The 17,585-nt window shown below is 53.0% G+C and carries 18 protein-coding genes, 2 pseudogenes and 2 riboswitches; of the genes and pseudogenes, 15 read left to right on the top strand and 5 right to left on the bottom strand.

The window, feature by feature from the left end; translation table 11 throughout:
* Window positions 1-85 precede the first annotated feature (85 nt).
* Window positions 86-799 (top strand): ABC transporter permease, encoded by a 714-nt coding sequence (locus BUB44_RS08970; RefSeq protein ID WP_242655919.1) that lies wholly within the window; start codon window positions 86-88, stop codon window positions 797-799.
* A 2-nt stretch (window positions 800-801) separates the two neighbouring features.
* Here BUB44_RS08970 and BUB44_RS08965 read toward each other — a convergent pair whose 3' ends face one another.
* From BUB44_RS08965 to BUB44_RS08955, 3 genes are read right to left on the bottom strand one after another with little or no spacing between them, the layout of a single operon-like run.
* Window positions 802-1,632, bottom strand: coding sequence for an ABC transporter permease (locus tag BUB44_RS08965; RefSeq protein WP_073165364.1), 831 nt, complete (start codon window positions 1,630-1,632; stop codon window positions 802-804).
* Window positions 1,589-2,389 carry an ATP-binding cassette domain-containing protein gene (locus BUB44_RS08960; RefSeq protein ID WP_073165361.1) on the bottom strand — a complete coding sequence of 267 codons (801 nt, stop codon included), beginning with the start codon at window positions 2,387-2,389 and terminating at the stop codon, window positions 1,589-1,591. Before BUB44_RS08960 ends, BUB44_RS08965 begins: the two co-directional genes overlap by 44 nt.
* A complete protein-coding gene (locus BUB44_RS08955) occupies window positions 2,367-2,837 on the bottom strand; it encodes a MarR family winged helix-turn-helix transcriptional regulator (protein ID WP_073165358.1) in 471 nt (156 codons plus the stop codon). Before BUB44_RS08955 ends, BUB44_RS08960 begins: the two co-directional genes overlap by 23 nt.
* A 94-nt stretch (window positions 2,838-2,931) precedes the next feature.
* Here BUB44_RS08955 and BUB44_RS08950 point away from each other — a divergent pair, with 94 nt between their 5' ends.
* The 7 genes and pseudogenes from BUB44_RS08950 (at window position 2,932) to BUB44_RS08915 (ending at window position 10,083) form a co-directional block, all read left to right on the top strand.
* Window positions 2,932-3,510, top strand: coding sequence for an FmdE family protein (locus BUB44_RS08950; protein WP_073165356.1), 579 nt, complete (start codon window positions 2,932-2,934; stop codon window positions 3,508-3,510).
* Between the two features lie 86 nt (window positions 3,511-3,596).
* A complete protein-coding gene (locus BUB44_RS08945; protein ID WP_013823249.1) occupies window positions 3,597-3,812 on the top strand; it encodes a hypothetical protein in 216 nt (71 codons plus the stop codon).
* Between the two features lie 444 nt (window positions 3,813-4,256).
* Window positions 4,257-4,537: riboswitch (cobalamin riboswitch) on the top strand.
* 208 nt (window positions 4,538-4,745) lie between these two features.
* Window positions 4,746-5,837 (top strand): ABC transporter substrate-binding protein, encoded by a 1,092-nt coding sequence (locus tag BUB44_RS08940; RefSeq protein ID WP_242655918.1) that lies wholly within the window; start codon window positions 4,746-4,748, stop codon window positions 5,835-5,837.
* Between the two features lie 75 nt (window positions 5,838-5,912).
* Window positions 5,913-6,293 (top strand): ATP-binding cassette domain-containing protein, encoded by a 381-nt coding sequence (locus BUB44_RS15555; protein WP_073165350.1) that lies wholly within the window; start codon window positions 5,913-5,915, stop codon window positions 6,291-6,293.
* Window positions 6,236-9,015: pseudogene (locus BUB44_RS16110) on the top strand (cobaltochelatase subunit CobN). Before BUB44_RS15555 ends, BUB44_RS16110 begins: the two are co-directional and overlap by 58 nt.
* A 34-nt stretch (window positions 9,016-9,049) precedes the next feature.
* Window positions 9,050-9,505, top strand: a complete 456-nt coding sequence (locus BUB44_RS08920; protein ID WP_073165348.1) for a radical SAM protein — start codon at window positions 9,050-9,052, stop codon at window positions 9,503-9,505.
* On the top strand, window positions 9,505-10,083 hold the full coding sequence (locus tag BUB44_RS08915) for an FmdE family protein (protein WP_073165344.1): 579 nt from the start codon (window positions 9,505-9,507) through the stop codon (window positions 10,081-10,083). Before BUB44_RS08920 ends, BUB44_RS08915 begins: the two co-directional genes overlap by 1 nt.
* 92 nt (window positions 10,084-10,175) lie before the next feature.
* Here BUB44_RS08915 and BUB44_RS15395 read toward each other — a convergent pair whose 3' ends face one another.
* Window positions 10,176-10,379 (bottom strand): hypothetical protein, encoded by a 204-nt coding sequence (locus BUB44_RS15395; protein WP_165611029.1) that lies wholly within the window; start codon window positions 10,377-10,379, stop codon window positions 10,176-10,178.
* Here BUB44_RS15395 and tnpA point away from each other — a divergent pair.
* The 3 genes and pseudogenes from tnpA to BUB44_RS15805 form a co-directional block, all read left to right on the top strand.
* A pseudogene (tnpA, locus tag BUB44_RS08910) lies at window positions 10,308-10,684 on the top strand (IS200/IS605 family transposase); the annotation flags it as partial. The gene BUB44_RS15395 and the pseudogene tnpA overlap by 72 nt on opposite strands.
* 34 nt (window positions 10,685-10,718) lie before the next feature.
* Window positions 10,719-11,402, top strand: a complete 684-nt coding sequence (locus BUB44_RS15810) for a hypothetical protein (RefSeq protein WP_242655913.1) — start codon at window positions 10,719-10,721, stop codon at window positions 11,400-11,402.
* Between the two features lie 20 nt (window positions 11,403-11,422).
* Window positions 11,423-11,968, top strand: coding sequence for a zinc ribbon domain-containing protein (locus tag BUB44_RS15805; RefSeq protein ID WP_242655912.1), 546 nt, complete (start codon window positions 11,423-11,425; stop codon window positions 11,966-11,968).
* Window positions 11,969-12,129: 161 nt separating this feature from the next.
* On the opposite strand, the gene BUB44_RS08900 is transcribed toward BUB44_RS15805, so the two are convergent.
* Window positions 12,130-12,681 (bottom strand): Uma2 family endonuclease, encoded by a 552-nt coding sequence (locus BUB44_RS08900; RefSeq protein WP_073165341.1) that lies wholly within the window; start codon window positions 12,679-12,681, stop codon window positions 12,130-12,132.
* Window positions 12,682-12,860: 179 nt separating this feature from the next.
* On the opposite strand from BUB44_RS08900, the gene BUB44_RS08895 reads away from it, so the two are divergent.
* The 4 genes from BUB44_RS08895 to BUB44_RS08880 all read left to right on the top strand — a co-directional run bounded on the left by BUB44_RS08895 (window position 12,861) and on the right by BUB44_RS08880 (window position 17,125).
* Window positions 12,861-13,202, top strand: coding sequence for a CGGC domain-containing protein (locus BUB44_RS08895; protein ID WP_083543176.1), 342 nt, complete (start codon window positions 12,861-12,863; stop codon window positions 13,200-13,202).
* A 225-nt stretch (window positions 13,203-13,427) separates the two neighbouring features.
* A riboswitch (cobalamin riboswitch) is annotated at window positions 13,428-13,710 on the top strand.
* Window positions 13,711-13,883: 173 nt separating this feature from the next.
* Entirely contained in the window at window positions 13,884-15,560 is a 1,677-nt protein-coding gene (locus BUB44_RS08890) for a carbon-nitrogen hydrolase family protein (RefSeq protein WP_073165426.1), read from the top strand.
* 136 nt (window positions 15,561-15,696) lie between these two features.
* Complete coding sequence (locus tag BUB44_RS08885) at window positions 15,697-16,203, top strand: cobaltochelatase subunit CobN (RefSeq protein ID WP_242655911.1); 507 nt, start codon at window positions 15,697-15,699, stop codon at window positions 16,201-16,203.
* A gap of 316 nt (window positions 16,204-16,519) precedes the next feature.
* A complete protein-coding gene (locus tag BUB44_RS08880; protein WP_073165335.1) occupies window positions 16,520-17,125 on the top strand; it encodes an SPASM domain-containing protein in 606 nt (201 codons plus the stop codon).
* Window positions 17,126-17,585 lie beyond the last annotated feature (460 nt).

The raw sequence follows: 17,585 nt of genomic DNA, 5'->3' as shown, positions 1-17,585 counted from the left end.
ATGTTGTTTGCGTGTTCCGGCAACCACGGGCGGGGTAAAGGTTCGCTGCTTTTTACCCCCATGGTACCCAATTATCTGGGAGGAAATGATCTACTGGCAGAGCAAGTTCTGGCTCTACCTGGCCACCTACATGCTTTCCCCCATGCTCTTTTTGCTCTCCTTTGGATTCGGGGTGGGGCGGCGGTTGCAGATGATCATGCCCGGAGGGATGAGCTATTTGGACTTTTTAGTGCCGGGCGTGGTGGCCCTGGCTTTGTTCAATAACGGGGTGACATCGGTAACGGTGCGCATGTTCTATACGCGCCTTCACTTCCAGAGTTTTGAAGCCTACCGTTTGGCCCCGGTGAGCAATTTTTCCATTTGCCTGGGCTACACCCTGGCCGGCGCCATGCGTGGCCTTTTAGCCGGTCTGATTGTTCTGACAATGGTGTTCCTGCTTGTCCCTGGTTTAAAGCTAAACTGGCCTTTTTTCGGGGCGATGCTGCTGGCCTCCCTTTGCTTCGGGACTTTTGGCGTGCTCATCGGCCTGTGCCTGCGCTCATTTGACGACCAGGCCCTGGTCAGCGAATTTATCCTGGTCCCCGTCACCTTTTTAAGCGGTACCCTGATCCCCGTGGAACGCCTGCCCGGATTCTTGCAGCACGTGGTATGGTTTTTCCCCCTTACCCCGGCGGCAGAACTGTTGCGTACCACCCTGACCGGGAACGGATTCAACTGGCGGCTGGCGGCGGTGCTGGGAGGATGGTGTGTTGTTTTATTTACCCTGGGCTGGCTCAGGTTGAAAATGCTGGATGGCTAAGATTAAGTGACTACCCTGGGATAAAGGTATGTGCCCACTGCTGTAGCCAGAATGCAGGCTACCAGCAAAATTCCTACGTCCGCCTGCCAGCTGGTCAATTGGCCGGAAACAAGGGCGCCACGCAGGAAGTCCACCATATAGCTTAGCGGGTTGACCGATGCCACCACGCGCAGCCAGTCGGGCATGATGGAGATGGGATACAGCGCGTTGGAAGCAAAAAACAAGGGCATGGTGATTAACTGGCCGATACCCATGAAACGTTCACGGGTTTTAACAATGGCGGCGATAATCATGGACAGGGTGGCAAAAAATACGGCTCCCAGTATGACCACACCGGCTGCTGCTAACAGGAGGGCCGGGTGCCAGTGCAGGGGTATGCCGGTTATGGCCGCAAGCAGAAAAATAATGGTTACCTGGCATAAGGCACGTACTCCAGCTGCTAGAGCCTTGCCCAGTACCAGCGCCACCCGGGGTATGGGCATGGCCAGAAACTTTTGCAGTATACCCATATCCCTTTCCCAGATGGTCGATAGGCCAAAGAAGATGGCTGTAAACATTACCGATTGCGAGAGGATGCCCGGGGTCATGTATGTCTGGTAAGTTACCCCGCCTGTATCAAAGGCACGTACTCTGCTGAAAGCCTGGCCGAAAATCAGCAGCCAGAGGACAGGCTGCACAGCCCGGGTGAATAAAACGGTCGGTTCATGGCGCAGCTTGCGCAGTTCCATTTCTACAATGGTCAGGATATCTATTATCAATATTTTTATGCCAGCTGTTTTTATTGCCGGTTTAACCAAGGCGACGGCTGATGTGGCGAACCTGTCTGATTCCACGAAAATCCCCTCCCGCATCCAGATAGTTACCGGTAAAATAAGTAAATACATCATCCATGGAAGCACCGGGGTTACCCGTCATTGCCTTTAATTCCGCCGGGGTGCCTTTTACCACCATTTCGCCATGATTGAGTATGCCAATTCGGTTGCAGACTGTATCGGCCTCCTCCATATAATGAGTTGTAAGCAGGATGGCCATCCGGTAAATTTGACGCAGTTCCGCAAGTATTTCCCAGACTCCTTTGCGGGCCACCGGGTCCAGCCCCACCGTGGGTTCGTCCAGGAATAGCACCCGCGGGTAGTGGAGTACAGCCTGAGCTATTTCCAGCCGCCGTACCATCCCGCCGGAGTAGGTACATACCTGCCGACTGGCGGCATCTTCCAGTTGCATGAATTGCAACAGGTCATTAATGCGTTTATTTCTTTCTTTTCCTTTTAAGCCGAGCAGTTTGGCAAAAATCATCATGTTTTCATAACCGGTGAGTGCCCCATCCACCGACAGGGCCTGGGGCACATAACCAATACACTGTCGTACCCGGGCCGCCTGCCGGCGCACGTCGTAACCGCAGACCGTTGCCCGGCCGCTATCGGGTGGCAGCAGGGTGGTCAACATGCGGACAATGGTTGTCTTACCCGCTCCGTTTGGTCCCAGCAGCCCAAAAACTTCCCCGGCAGCGATGTTAAAAGAAACACCTTTTACCGCGGTGTGTTTGCCGAAGGATTTTTTCAGCTGCTCAACCTCGACAATTACTTCCACCGGATATCGCTCCTTTTTGTATGTGCGCCAGCACTTTCTCCAGTAGGCCATAAAGCAGGCGTTTTTCCTCTCCGTCTAGCGGTTCAAAAAGAGCTGATAAAACCCTGTGCCTTTCCTGGCGCCAGGCGTGAAAGACTGCCTGTCCGTGTTCGGTAAGATGTACGGTTACTACTCGCTCGTCTTCCGTTCCCCGTCTTCTGCAGACCAGGCCATCCCGTTCAAGTCTCTTGATAGCAATGGTCACCGCGCTTGAGCCAGTACCTACACGTACGGCTATATCTTTGATCCGCTGTGGCCCGAATCGGTGAAGGATGTGCAAAACCCAGTACTGCTCGGGTGTTATTTTGCCCTGTTTTACCGGGTGAGACGTTAAACGCCAGTAACGCCAGATTTGCCACAGGGCATCGGCAATTTTTTCAGTAAACAATTGTTCATTATTGTTGTTCATTAAATCACCTCTTTCTATTAAAAGATTATATTACTAAAATATTTGATGATCAATATATATTTAACATTTTTAGTTAATAAGGAGGTAGTTTCTAATGACTGATTGGGAAAAAGTGGTATCCTTTCACGGGCACTCCTGTTGTTTGTTGGCCATTGGGTACCGGGCAACAAAGGTTGCTTTGGAAAAGCTAAACGCTCATCTTCCCGGGTATAATCTGGTAACCGTGGTGGAAAACCGTACCTGTGCCGCCGACGCGGTGCAGGTGGTCTCGGGTTGTACATTTGGCAAGAGAAATTTTATCTATAAGGATAACGGCAAGTATGTCTTTACTTTTGCCTGCATGGGAGAGCGGCAGGCTTTGCGGGTAAGCTTAAGGGCAGGTGTGCTGAGCAAAGAAGGGGATGATTTTGTAGCCCTCATGGAAAAGGTGGCCAACGGAGTAGCCACAGAAGGGGAGCGGGAGGAGTTTTACCGTCGCCAGGAGCCCCTGATGAAATACATTCTGGAAGGGCCGGTTGAAGAAATTTTTGAAATGCAGGTTGTAAATTTGGAAAAATCTCTTCCTGAACTCTGTTTGCAGATGATTACCTGCAGCCGCTGCGGCGAAGAAATGATGAAAGATCATGCCTTTTTTCAGAATGGACGTCCGGTCTGTAAGGATTGTCTGGTATAAAGAGCTAAAGCCGGCCTGGTCATGGCCCCCGGTGCCTACCGGGTGGGCGACAAGGTGATCCTGGAAGTTCTTTACCGGGACGGCCTTTGCCGGGAGCGGAATTAAAAGCCACCTGGAGCCTGCGGGAAGAAGAGGACTGGGGGCTGAGTGCAACAACCGATGACGCGGGACGGGTGAAATTTTTCCTGGGCAATCCCGGGCACTGGCTTTTTTACACCCGGTATGCCGATGAAACTCTGGGCAGGGAGGGTGAGTACGACAAGCGGGTCTACAGTGGTCTGTACACTGGAAGCGGCAGATAAAATTGTTGTGGTGGACATCTCGAATTAAAATTTAATTGATAATGTTCGCTTTGACATAAAGCAGGAAAAAGCGTAGAGGCAACCATGAAGGTGCTGTTTCCCTCCAGAGGAAGGAGGCAGGCTTTCATGGTTTTCTTGTTTTTCCCCGGTGCGAGGCCAACCGTAAGGATAGGCAGCGTCTTTCCAACTTTCGAGGGTCTAAGCTAAACCTTGGCATTAGCTTTTAACCCTATACCTGTTTGCCGGACGGGATCCCCGGTAAACGGGTCCGACTCCTTCTCAACGGGTATGCAGGGGTCTGGTCAACCCTGCATGCTGTACCTCCTTTCGTCCTGGCATGTGGGGCCTGGTCACCCCCACATGCCCCGCTCTTTTTTTAGTCCCGTTCTCATGTTACGCGAAGGGCTTGAACTCTGACGCCGGAGTCTTCGTGGTTTTTTTCAACTAAATAGTGCGAAACGGGGTGTCCTGCTTCCCTGGTGGGGGGCAGGCTGAAAAGGGAAGCCGGTGCAAATCCGGCGCGGTCCCGCCACTGTGAGGGGAAGGGCCCCACATTATGTCACTGGCCCAGCACTCAGTTAATTGATTCTGCTCTGACAGAGGTTAGCTGATGATAAAAATAAAGTAGCGATGAACGGAAATAAGTATGGCTGAGTGTTGGGCTGGGAAGACGTGGAGTTCCGATGAACCCGAGCCAGGAGACCTGCCCCGTTTTATCTACCATGCTGCCTACGCGGATAGGGAGGTGGTAAGCCAGTACTTTGCCTTACCCCGCTTTTCGGCAGCGGGGTTTTCAATTTTATATAGTTTTAAATCCTGGTGCCACCAGGCAGAAGAGGTTCCTGGAGCAGGTGGATTATAGCCTTTTGCTCAGAAACTTTTAGGGGAGTTGATTTGGCCATGTATCCTAAATATGGGAGAATTTTGTCTATCTTGTCCCTAATTTGTTTAATAATCCTCCTCGCCGGTTGTACCGTAGAGAAGGTCAGGCCGGGGGAAAAGGTTAGTCTGCAGTATGCCACTGGCTTTAGCATCGAAAATCTACCTGCCGGCTGCAAAAAGGTAACTGACGGCGACGGGAGAGAGTTGCTATTGGTACCCCGGGGCAAAAAGCCGCCCGCGGGTTACGGGAACCTTCCGGTTTTCTATACTCCTGTACAAAAGGTAGTTGTTGGCTCGACCACCCAGGCCGCCCTCCTCAGGCCGCTCGGGGTGCTGGGTACCATTGGCGGGGTAACCACGGAGAAAAAAGACTGGTACATTGACGAAGTAACGAAAGGAATGGAAAAGGGGCGGGTTGCTTTCCTGGGCAAGAACAGTGCCCCGGACTATGAAAAAATCAAGGCCCTTTCCCCGGATGTAGTTTTTACCTACACGCACGTCATGGGCGGAACGGAGTTTGCCCAGAAGTTAAACGAACTGGGCATCCCCTACGCCGTGGATAACGAGTGGCTGGAGTCTCATCCTTTGGGCAGGGTGGAATGGGTGAAGTTCCTGGCCGCCTTTTACAACAAAGAAAAGGAGGCAGATGATTACTTCCGCCAGGTGGTCGCTAACGTCGAGCAGGTGGCCAGGAAGGTACCTGCCGGGACAAGGCCCAAGGTCCTCTGGGGGAGCATCTTTAAGGGCAAAGTATACGTACCTGCCGGCAACTCTTACGTGGCCAGGATGATTGAAATGGCCGGGGGCGATTACGTCTTCAAGGACCTTGGCGGTTCGGCTACGGGCAATGCCAATATCACCCTGGAGGAATTTTATGCCAGAGGCAAGGATGCAGATATTTTCATTATACCTTTCAGCCCCCAGTCAACCGGCATCACCTCCATTGCCAAACTTCTAGAACAAGCACCGGTCCTGGCAGATATCAAGCCGGTAAAAGAAAAAAGGATCTGGTGTGTTCAGCCCTGGTACTATCAATCAATGGATAAAACAGACGAGCAAATTGAGGACCTGGCTGCTATGTTTTACCCTGTTTCCTGGTCTGGTTACCAACCCAGGCATTTTATGAGTTTGCCGGAAAAGTAAGTGTTGCACCACCGGGACCCGGCCTGCCGGGTCACCTATTGTTATCGGGCTGTTGTTGAAAAGGAGGACCGCTCTATGAAAGTGTTACAGACCTGCGATCTGGCCGTGGGCTATGGTACCAGGACGGTGGTAAATGACATTAATCTGGATGCTTTAAAGGGTCAGTTTATCTGCCTTCTAGGACCTAACGGTTCCGGGAAGTCTACCATCTTGCGCTGCCTGGCCGGGCTTTTGGCCCCTTTGAGGGGTTCGGTATATCTAAAGGGAAACCAGCTTTATACCCTGGGGCCTGGGGATCTGGCAAGGACCATGGCTGTGGTTCTCACGGAACGCCTTTCTCCGGGGCTGCTCACGGCCTTTGAAGTGGTAGCCATGGGACGTTACCCCTACACGGACTTCTGGGGGCACCTGCCGAAAAAGATCGGTGCAAAACTCAAGAGGCTCTGTGCCTGGTAAATGGGGAGAATCTTGCCACCAGGTATTTTGCCGAGCTAAGTGACGGCGAAAAGCAGAAGGTTATGCTGGCGCGGGCGCTGGCACAAGAACCGGAACTGATCATATTGGACGAACCAACCACCCATCTGGACGTAAAGCACCGGCTGGAAGTAATGGCCATTCTCCGGCAGCTAACCCGGGAAAAAGGGATTGCTGTAATTCTTTCCCTGCATGAAATTGATCTGGCCTTGAAGAGTTGTGCTATCGCTATGCTCGTTAAGGACGGGAAAATCCTGGCCTGCGGCCCACCAGAGGAGGTGTTGGACGAGGATACGGTGACTGAACTATACGATATTGATTCCGCTTATTTCAGCGATTGCCTGGGCGGCATGGAGCTTAGAAACAACGGCGGAGCGCCGGTCTATGTGCTGGGCGGTGCCGGCAGTGGGGCACGTGTTTACCGCATGTTGAGCAAACATGGTTTTGGCGTCGTGACCGGTGTTATTCACGAAAACGACGTGGATTACCATGTTGGTAAGGCCATCGGGGCCACGCTGATTGAGGAAAAGTCGTTTGAAGAGATTGGTGATTCGTCCTTTGAGCGTGCAGTCGAATTAATACGCCGGGCTGCACGGGTGATTGACGCCGGCTTTCCTGTGGGATCGCTGAACCTGCGCAACCTCGACCTGATCCGGCTGGTGCTGGCGCAGGACCGGACGGTCTATACCTTGCGCGGCAAGAGGGAAACGGAAGAGCTGTACGGAGAGGTCGGCAGCCAGTTCATTCACTGTCACAGCCTGGGGGATCGGCCGGTCATGACCAGGGCCGGGTCATATGATGAACTGGCCGAAATTGAAGTTCTCTTGAAAGAATATAACGAAGCAAAGATGATGGACGCTTCCAGGCTGCCCTCCCTGCACAACCTGATCTGGGAAAAAGTGGCACTTACTCATCTGGATCAAGATTTAAAAATAACCCGGGAGGCAGCAGAAAAAGACTGGGAGGATTTTTTGGAGCGCCTGCATTCGTACCTGCACGAGATAAAAGATACGTTGATCCGGGACGGCCTGCACATTTTGGGCCAGCCGCCGGCAGGCGAAACCCTGGTGGAAATGCTCCTGGCCCTAACCCGCCTGCCCAACGGTCCGGTCCCTTCCTTGCGGGAGCAGGTAGCCAGTATAAAAGGGTTCAATTACGAACAACTCCTGTCAAATCCCGGCTATTTTGATCCGGACCAGGGACGTACGTATGGAGAAATGCTGGATGAAATTGAACACCTGGCCCGCCGGCTACTGGAAGCCTTCGTAAATGGCGGTTATACGGGAGATGAAGCGCCCTTTATAGTGCAGGAGCTCCTGGGGAAACAAAATGAGGAGATTTGCCGGGTCCTTGAATACACAGTCAATACGCTGGTACCGGCTCTGGCCGCAACAAAGCAGGAACTGGACAACTGCCTCAACGCTTTAGCCGGGGGGTTTGTGCCCCCTGGACCTTCGGGAGCTCCTACCCGTGGCATGGCTGACATTCTCCCTACCGGGCGCAATTTTTACTCCGTCGATCCCCAGGCTGTTCCCAGCCGTGCGGCCTGGCAGGTGGGCTGCTCCCTGGCTGATGCCCTGCTGGAACGGTACAGGCAAGAGAAGGGAACCTATCCCAGGAGTGTTGGCATTGTGGTATGGGCTACCAGCAACATGCGCACAGGGGGCGACGATATAGCCCAGGCGTTGTACTTAATGGGAGTCCGGCCGTATGGGATGAAAAAAGCGGGAGAATTAAGGGACTGGCTGTAATCCCACTTGAGGAGCTGGGACGGCCCCGGATAGACGTGACCATAAGGGCCAGCGGGATGTTCCGCGATGCCTTTTTAAATGTCATCCACTTGATTGACCAGGCAGTGGAAATGGTGGCCAATCTGGACGAGCCGGAAGATTTGAATTTTGTAGCTGCCCACGTGCGTCAGGAGGTGGCAGAAAAAGTAGCTCAGGGGATAAATCCGGAACAGGCCCGGGAAGAAGCCCTGTGGCGTATTTTCAGCGATCCCCCGGGGTGTTACGGGGCGGGAGTGAGCAACCTCATAACCGCCAGGAACTGGCGGGACGAGAAAGACCTGGGGGAAGTCTACGTCACCTGGGGTGGTTATGCTTACAGCCGGCGCTCTTTTGGTAAAGATGCCCGGCCTGCTTTCCGGCAGCGCCTGGCCCTGGTGGAAGCTACCGTGAAAAATGAGGATACCCGCGAGATCGATATGTACGACAGCGATGACTTTTACTCCTACCACGGCGGCATGGTGGCGGCGGTAAAGGCAATAAAGGGGGAGCCGCCCATGTCTTTCAGCGGCGACAGTTCGGATCCGGCAAGGGTACGGGTGCGTACTCTGGATGAGGAAACCAGGTATATTTTCCGGGCCCGGGTACTCAATCCCAAATGGATTGAAAGTATGAAACGCCACGGCTATAAAGGAGCGGGGGACCTTTCCCACCTGGTGGAGGTGGCTTTCGGTTGGGACGCCACCGCCGGGGTGCTGGAGGACTGGCTTTACGAGGCTCTGGCACATAAGTATGCCCTGGATCCATCCATGCAGGATTGGTTTAAAGAAGTCAATCCCTGGGCTTTGCAGAACATTGTCGAACACTTGCTGGAAGCCATTGAAAGGGGAATGTGGCAGGCAGCACCGGAAATGAACGAGGCATTAAGAGAACTTTACCTGGAAATAGAAGGGGAACTGGAGGCCCGGACGGAATAGTACTTTAAAGTAGAAAACTGGACGGGTGGGGCAAATGACGAAAGAAATCAAGCTCCTGGTATTGCTGGTAACCGGTGATTGCAACCTGCGCTGCGTTTATTGCTATGCCCGGGGAGGCGAAAGCAAAAGGCATATGTCCTGGGAGGTGGCCCGGCAGGCGGTGGATTATGCCGCCGCCCGGAGCCGATCTTTTAAAATCCAGTTTTCCGGCGGCGAGCCTCTGTTAAACCTGCCCCTGGTAAGAGAGGTGGCGGCCTACGTTCGGTCACGCCGGCTTTCCGTTAAATTACAGCTGCAGACCAACGGAACGCTGATCACCCCCGCAGTGGCCCGGGAATTAAAGTCCCTGGGCGTGGCGCTGGGGGTGAGCCTGGACGGTCGTCCGGAGATTAACGACCGGCTGCGCCCTTTTGCCGGGGGTGAGGGTTCTACCCTGGCTGTAATCCGGGGACTGAAAACCGTGATTTTAAAGAAAGGAGAGGCTTTCTGATGACCGATTGGGAAAAAGTAATAGACTTTCACGGGCACCCCTGTTGTTTGCTGGCCATCGGGTACCGGGCAACAAAGGTTGCTTTGGAGAAACTGGGTGCTGGTGTTCACGGGCATCACCTGGTGGCTGTGGTGGAAAACCGCACCTGTGCCGCCGACGCGGTGCAGGTGGTCTCGGGTTGCACATTTGGTAAGAGAAATTTTGTCTACAGGGACAACGGAAAATACGTCTTTACCTTTGCCTGCATGGGAGAGCAGCAAGCTTTGCGGGTAAGCTTAAAAGCAGGAGTGCTGGGCAGGGAAGGTGATGGCTTTGTAACCCTCATGGAAAAGGTAGCCAACGGCTTAGCTACAGAAGAGGAGCGGGAGGAGTTTTACCACCGCCAGGAGCCCCTGATGAAGTACATCCTGGAAGGCCCGGCGGAAGAAATTTTTGAAATGCAATTTGTAGATTCAGAAATACGTCTTCCCGAGCTCTGCCTGGAGATAATAACCTGCAGCCGCTGCGGCGAAGAAATGATGAAGGATCATGCCTTTTTACAGGAGGGACGTCCGGTCTGTAAGGATTGCTCAGTATAGATTGCGGGAGGCCTGAGAAGAACCGGGGGTGATAGTTGCGGGGACCAATTTTACACCATCACATTGGACACAACTTACCGCGGGCAATCCATTCACCTGAGCAACATCTTTATAGAAATCCGCCCCTGAAAACCCACGGGCTTGTCCCGTGGATCGAGCGGGGCATCGCCTGTCAGGGCGACAAGTGTATCCACAAACACCCGTTCTAGTGCTATAATCATGCTATGAATGGAAAAACGAACCACTGCGTCTATAACATCAATTACCATATCGTGTTTTGCCCAAAATACCGGCATAAGGTAATTACCGGCAGAGTGGAAGACACCGTAAAACTGACAATTCAAGAAATCTGCAACACTTACGGATACACACTCATCCAGATGGAAACCATGCCGGATCACCTGCACATTTTCCTGTCGGCTCTGCCCACGGTGGCCCCTACCGATATCGTCCGGAAACTCAAAAGCATTACCGCCAACAAAATATTCTCTGCCTTTCCCGGCCTTAAGAAAAAATACTTCTGGGGCAGCGGCATGTGGAGTACTACTACATCGGTACGGCCGGTAATGTAAGCGCCGAAACTATCCGCAAATACATCGAAGCTCAAAAAACATTCCGGAAGGAGGTGAAACCAGGTGAGCCGATGCAAAAACAATGCGGTCAAGAAACCGAAAGCTCATTCCCTGGAGCAAGCCGTAGACGTCCTGGTGGGAAAGTTTCCCCTGTACCTTAACCTGAAGCAAACTCTTTTAGTCCGCAACCTGCAAATGGAAGCAGCCAGAGTCTGGAACGCCGCCTGCAACATCCACCGCACCATATACGGCAGGTATGGTTACTGGCTGAGCGAAGGTGCAATTAAAGCGCTGCTCAAAGGCAAATACGGCCTTCACTCCCAATCGGTGCAGGCCGTGGTGGAAACCTACTTCGAGTGCTGCGAGCGCACCAGGGAACTGCACCTGCAGGGTTACACTGAATGGAGGTACCCTTACCGCCGGAAAAGGTTTTTCACCGTTACCTGGAAAAAAGCCGCCATTACCCATAAAGGGCGTATATTGAAACTTTCCAACGGTTGGGGCAGAGAACCGCTGATGGTAAAGCTCCCGCAAAGGCTTACCAGTACCGCAATCCTGCAGGCGCAACTGGTCTGGCACCGTAATCAATACTGGCTGCACGTAACGGTGGAGAAACCGGCCCTGTTGAAAGTTCAGGGCAACGTTTGTGCGGCCATCGACCCGGGCGAAGTGCATGCCCTGACCATCACCGACGGCAATGATGCTTTAGTGATCGCGGCAGGCTGCTCCGGTCGCTCAACCGCTTGAGAAACAAGGTGCTGCGGCAGTTGCAACGGGCCATCTCCAAAACGAAGGAAGGCTCCAGGAAGCGCAGGAAACTCCTGGCTAAAAAGTACCGTTTCCTCAACTGGATCGAGCGGCGGATAGAACATATCCTGCACGCCATATCCGCCAACGCCGTCCGCTGGTGCCTGGGAAGGAGCGTTAAAACGGCTTACACCGGCAACCCGGAAGGAGTGCGCGAAAGGGACTGCGGCAGAAAACACAACCAGCGCATGGGCCAGTGGGCTTTCGGCAAGCTGCGCGATTTGCTGGCATACAAGCTCAAGCGTCACGGCATAGAGCTGATTCCGGTGGATGAGCGCGGCACCTCCGGCACCTGCCCGGTATGCGGGGAATACACCAGACAGACCGGGCGCGTATACCGGTGCGGCAATGCTTCCTGCGGGTTTACCGGGATTCACCGGGACGTGCTGGGAGCCAGCGGCATCCTTGACAAAGCTCTACACGGGAGTTTCACCAGGGGCCGCAGGCTGCCCGGGAAAGTGGAATACCTGCGGCCGCAGGTATTGGCGCCGAAAAGAGCGGCCTGACGTATCTACGATGAGTAGTAGACGCCTATGGACCGGGCCTTCCCGGCAAATGCCGGGTTGACACTCACGAGGAAAGCGTAAGACCTGCGCTTTAGCAGGCAGCATTCCGATGACATGAGAAACCTCCGGGACGAAGCCCCCGGGCTTGTCCCGGGGGAGGTTCACGCAAATACCTCCTTGCCCTTGATGGTGAGACCGGGCAAAATATGAGGTTGCCAGCTATCCTCTTCGCCGTAAACTCCGGTTTTTACGTAATCATTATCCTTCCACAGGTATACCGTCACTTTTCGGGCGTCGGGGTCCACAATCCAGTATTCTTTGACGGCATGGCGGGCGTACAGCTTTTTCTTCAGGTCAAGGTCTCTTTCGGCAGTAGAAGGCGATAAAATCTCGATGATCAGGTCGGGTGCCCCTTGAATGTTGTATTCCCCCACAATCGAAAGGTTCTCGCGGCTCACGAAGAGCACATCCGGCTGCACTACATCGTGGCGGCTGAAAAGTACATCAAATGGCGCCTCGTAAACTTCTCCCAGGCCGTGGGCTTTAACGTAGGACCATAAGATGGTAGTCAAGTTTCTGCTTATTTGTTGATGCGCCCGCTTGGGAGAAGGAGTCATGAAAAGATCGCCTCCGATAATTTCATACCGCCTGTCTTCAGGCAAAAGCAGGTAATCTTCGTAGGTAAACTTCAAGTGCTCAGGGATGGAAGACATAAACACCCCTCCCGGTCCAGGGTCCCGAAAAATTAAAAAAATGTCCGAAGTGATTAAGTTCTGCTTAAGTAAAAGTATAACACGTAACTGTGGAAAAGTTAAATACACACCATGTATACTAAATAATTGACATATTGATAAAAATATAGTAAAGCAAAAGCAAAAAGGAGTGGTCAATGGTGAATGTACTTATCGTCAGCTGTGGTTCCTACGTATCCCAGGGTTATGGCTGTCCCGGCGAGTGGAAGTGTTTTAAAGCCGCCCGGGACCGGGAGGGTAATTTCAAGGATTACGATGCTGTAAATGTGGTGGGTTTCCTGGCCTGTGAATGTCCCGGGAGATCACTTATCCCAAACATCGGTTGTGTTAAGAAGAATGTAGATTTTGATGTTATCCACCTTTCCACCTGCATGGTCAACGCCTGGCCGGCCTGTCCCTACAGGGATGTGGACGAGCTTGCCAAAAAGATTACGGAAAAGTTTGGGGTAAAGGTAGTCAAGGGAACTCATGATTACGCATAGCTGACGTTCAAAAGAGAAGCGGATAGTTCTCTTTTTAGGGGAAAGGGGAAATCTTCAAACGCCCCGGGCATCCAATCCGGCTTCCGTTTGCTTAACGATAGCGGTTCCTGGAAAAAGGTAACGGCTCAAAGAAATGGATTTTCATCGTAGAAACTTGATTTCGGTGGACCCGTTGTTAATGCAACGGGCTGAGTTTGCGGGTCTTTATATCATCCTCTTTAGAACTGAAATAATGCGTAACGGGGTGTCCTGCTTCCCTGATGGGGGCAGGCTGAAAAGGGAAGCCGGTGCAAATCCGGCGCGGTCCCGCCACTGTGAGGGGGAAGGGAGACCCACATAATGTCACTGTCCAGCACTCAGTAAGATTGTTTTCAGCTTTGATAGAAATTGGTTACTGCTAAGATAAGGTTACGGCGAAGGGAACCATAACATGGCTGAGTGCTGGATGGGAAGACGTGGAGTTCCGATGAACCCGAGCCAGGAGACCTGCCCCGTTCATTAAGCCATGCTGCCTACGCGGATAGGGAGGTGGTAGGTCTGATTTTCCATGCCCCCGCTTTATGCGTAGCGGGGGTTTTTGATTGCCCGTTTTTAATTGCCAGAAGGAACCCCGGCATTGTATCTGGCCGGACGGGCGGAAATTTCCGGGTGGGAAAAAAGTTTCTTGATGAGGTGTTAAATATGCCGGAAGAAGTCAGGGTGGCTTTAATTCATGCGGCCATCAAGTGGAAAGATAAGGAACATAACCTGCGGCGGTTGCTGGCCTTAAATGAAGAGGCTGCTGCCGGTGGTGCCCGGATCATTGTAAATCCCGAGCTGGCCACCACGGGTTATGCCTTTGAAAGCAGAAGGGACATTTCCCCCTTTGTGGAGTCCGTTCCCGGCCCGACCACGGAATTGTTCGGTGCCCTGGCCCGCCGGTACGGGGTCTATATCTGCCTGGGGCTGCCGGAAGTGGATTTAAAATCGGGTATTTATTATAACACTGCTGTGCTCATAGGCCCTGACGGCCGGGTAATGGGTGAGCATCGCAAGCTGGCCCCTGCCTTTAAGGAAAATCTCTGGGCGGCCAGGGGTAACCTGCCCGTGCTGGTGGCAGAAACCTGCTTTGGTAGAGTGGGTGTGCTCATCTGTGCCGATACATACTGGTACAAGGCGGCGCGAATGGCTGCCCTGAAAGGTGCCCGGGTGCTGCTGATCCCGGCCAACTGGCCGCCCCATCACTACCCGCCGGAGGTTTTCTGGCGTGCCCGGGCTCTGGAAAACGGAGTTTATGTACTGGCCTGTAACCGTACGGGTCAGGATAAGACGATGAACTGTAATGCCTCACAATCGTTTATCATTGGCCCCGACGGCAGCGTTTTAAAGGAAGTACAGTCTGCGCATGACACCATCCTTTATGGTACGTTGCCTTTAAAAAACGGAAGATTTTTTACCTCCGGGGCCGGTGTCCTGCTGGGCGACAGGCGGCCGGAATTCTATGCCGGTATAACGCTGGATACCTTTTCCCAATTTGAACCGGAGGCGCTGCTGGGGTTGCCCGCAGGAAAGGAATTTGCCGTAGCCACTGTTCAGTTTGCTCCACAGGCTAAACAGCCGGTGAGAAATACCCGGCGCATTTTATCATTACTGGACCAGGCTGCAGACCTGGCCGCCCGCAGGGGGATGAAGCTCGACCTGGTTGTTTTTCCGGAACTTGCTGTATCAGGGGCCATATCTCAACCGTCACAGGCAGGAGAACTGGCCGAACCGGTTCCCGGCCCTGTTACCGTGGAGGTTGTCCGAAAGGCAGAAAAGCTGGACCTGTATGTGGTGATGGGGGTGTTGGAAAGGGAAGACAGTCAACTGTTTAACACTGCCGTGTTGATCGGTCCGGCGGGATTGCTGGGAAAATACAGAAAGATACACTTAAGTCCCTCCGACAGGGAATGGGCTCGCCCCGGACAGGAAGATTTTTGCTTTTTAGACCTCCCCTTTGGCAGGGTGGGCATTTTACTGGGGTATGACCTGTTTTTCCCGGAAAGCCTGGAGAGTCTGGCCAAACAGGGGGTGGATGTGCTCTGTGTTCCCGCCCTCTGGAATGATGAAAAAAGCCAGTTTATCTGGGAAGCCAGGATAGCCGAACAAATGCACCTGGTGGTGGCCAACCAGTGGGGGTCCAGTGGCTCTTTTTGTGCTCTGGGCGGCAGCTTAATTTACAGTTATTCCCGGTACTCTGAAAGGCGCGTGCGGATAGTGTCTCCTGTCAATGAAGACAGGATCAACATTATGCTTTTAAACCCGCAGGAAACCAGGCAGAAGAAGTTCCTGGAAGAAGTGGATTATGACCTCCTCCTGACACATTACAAACTTTTTTAGACAAATAGAAAACCAGGGTGGTGTAGCCCTGCCGGTATTCCTGTTTGCGACCAGAAACGATGAGCTGGGTAGCCAGGGGATAGCGCTGGAAGCCTTCGTAAATGGCGGTTATACGGTAAATGAAGCGCCCTTTATAGTGCAAAAGCTCCTGGGAAAACAAAATGAGGAGATTTGCCGGGTCCTTGAATACACAGTCAATACGCTGGTGCCGGCTCTGGCTGCAACAAAGCAGGAACTGGACAACTGCCTCAACGCTTTAGCCGGGGGTTTTGTACCTCCTGGACCTTCGGGAGCTCCTACCCGTGGCATGGCCGACATTCTCCCTACCGGGTGCAACTTTTACTCCGTCGATCCCCAGGCTGTTCCCAGCCGTGCGGCCTGGCAGGTGGGCCGCTCCCTGGCTGATGCCCTGCTGGAACGGTACAGGCAGGAGAAGGGAACCTATCCCGGGAATGTTGGCATAATCCCCCTGGAAGAACTGGGACGGCCCCTGATAGACGTGACCATAAGGGCCAGCGGCATGTTCCGCGATGCTTTTTTAAATGTCATCCATCCATACAGGAGTGGTTTAAAGAAGTCAATCCGTGGGCTTTGCATAACATTGGGCGAACACTTGCTGGAAGCCATTGAAAGGGGAATGTGACAGGCAGCACCGGAAATGAACGAAGCTTTAAGGGAACTTTACCTGGATATAGAAGCCGAACTGGAAGCCCGGACGTAGTAGGCGTCCCACTGTTCAGTAAACCGCTGCCATCGCACCACAGCCGGTTCACCGAATACAACGTAAGCCTTTGGACAGGTTGAGGAAATTGCTTACAAAACCTTGCTGTAAAAATTAACGGGTGGGAGCAAATGAATGAAAAAATAAAGCTCCTTGTTTTGCTGGTGACCACGGACTGTAACCTGCGCTGCGTTTATTGCTATGCCCGGGGAGGTGAAGGCAGAAAGGCAGAAAACACATGACCTGGGAGGTGGCCCGGCAGGCGGTGGATTATGCCGCCGCCCGGAGCCGATCTTTTAAAATCCAGTTTTCCGACGGCGAGCCCCTGTTAAACCTGCCCCTGGTAAGAGAGGTGGTGGCCTACGTTCGGTCACGCCGGCTTTCCGTTAAATTACAGCTGCAGACCAACGGAACGCAAACAGCCATAAAGCGGGCAGAGGAAATAGCCCGGCTGGGCGGGCCGTTAATCCGGTTTCGGGAAGTGGAAAGGTTGAAATACCAGCTGTGCCGGAGTGTGGCCAGGCAGCATTACTGTTATGCCACCACGGGGCAGTCACTGGCCGTTGCGCCCGACGGCTCAGTTTATCCCTGTGCTTCCCTTTGCGGCCTGACAGAATTTTACCTGGGCCGGATCACGGACGGGAGGTTTTCCCTGGCTGAAGCGCTGGCCGGAACGCCGCTCCTGGGACGTACCGTGGAAAGAGTGCCCGGTTGCCGGGACTGTCCGGATAGATTCTTATGCGGCGGCGGTTGCCCCGCCCGTGCTTATGCCTTTACCGGCCGGGTGGACCGTGCCTGTGAGGCAGATTGTCTGTTAAGAAAAGTCTATCTGGATTTTTGTTAAATAAGGAGAATACTTTAAATTAAGGAGGAGGGATTTGGGGAAGCAAAGCGAATCTTTACAGAAGCGGCTGAAGCCGTTGATTATTGTAATAACTTTACCGGCACCGAGAAGACGTATAGCTGTTGCGAACGGGATGCACGGAATTTTTGATAATGTCCATTTTAAGGCCATGAAGGCCCTTAGTGCCTCGTCGAAGCGAGGGGTGGGTTTTCATGGCTTTTGTGTTTTATTACTTTAAGGTTGGACATTTTGCTTTCGGTGCCCCTTGAGCACGGTGCTGGCATCTAACTTGTTGGAGGTAATTTGCTAGTCGATGGACTGCGCGGCTTTATCGAACCGTGATTTTAAAGAAAGGAGAGGCTTTCTCTATTTAGCCCCCTAAGCAAATTGGAAAATCTCTGTGTAAAACCTATAATGATCTTAGGGGGTGTGGTCAATGAGACAATACACCGAGGAATTC

The organism is Desulfofundulus australicus DSM 11792, assembly GCF_900129285.1.
In the GTDB taxonomy this organism is placed as follows: domain Bacteria; phylum Bacillota; class Desulfotomaculia; order Desulfotomaculales; family Desulfovirgulaceae; genus Desulfofundulus; species Desulfofundulus australicus.
The sequence above is the reverse complement of the archived record's forward strand: the minus strand, read 5'-3'. Positions and strand labels throughout refer to the sequence as shown.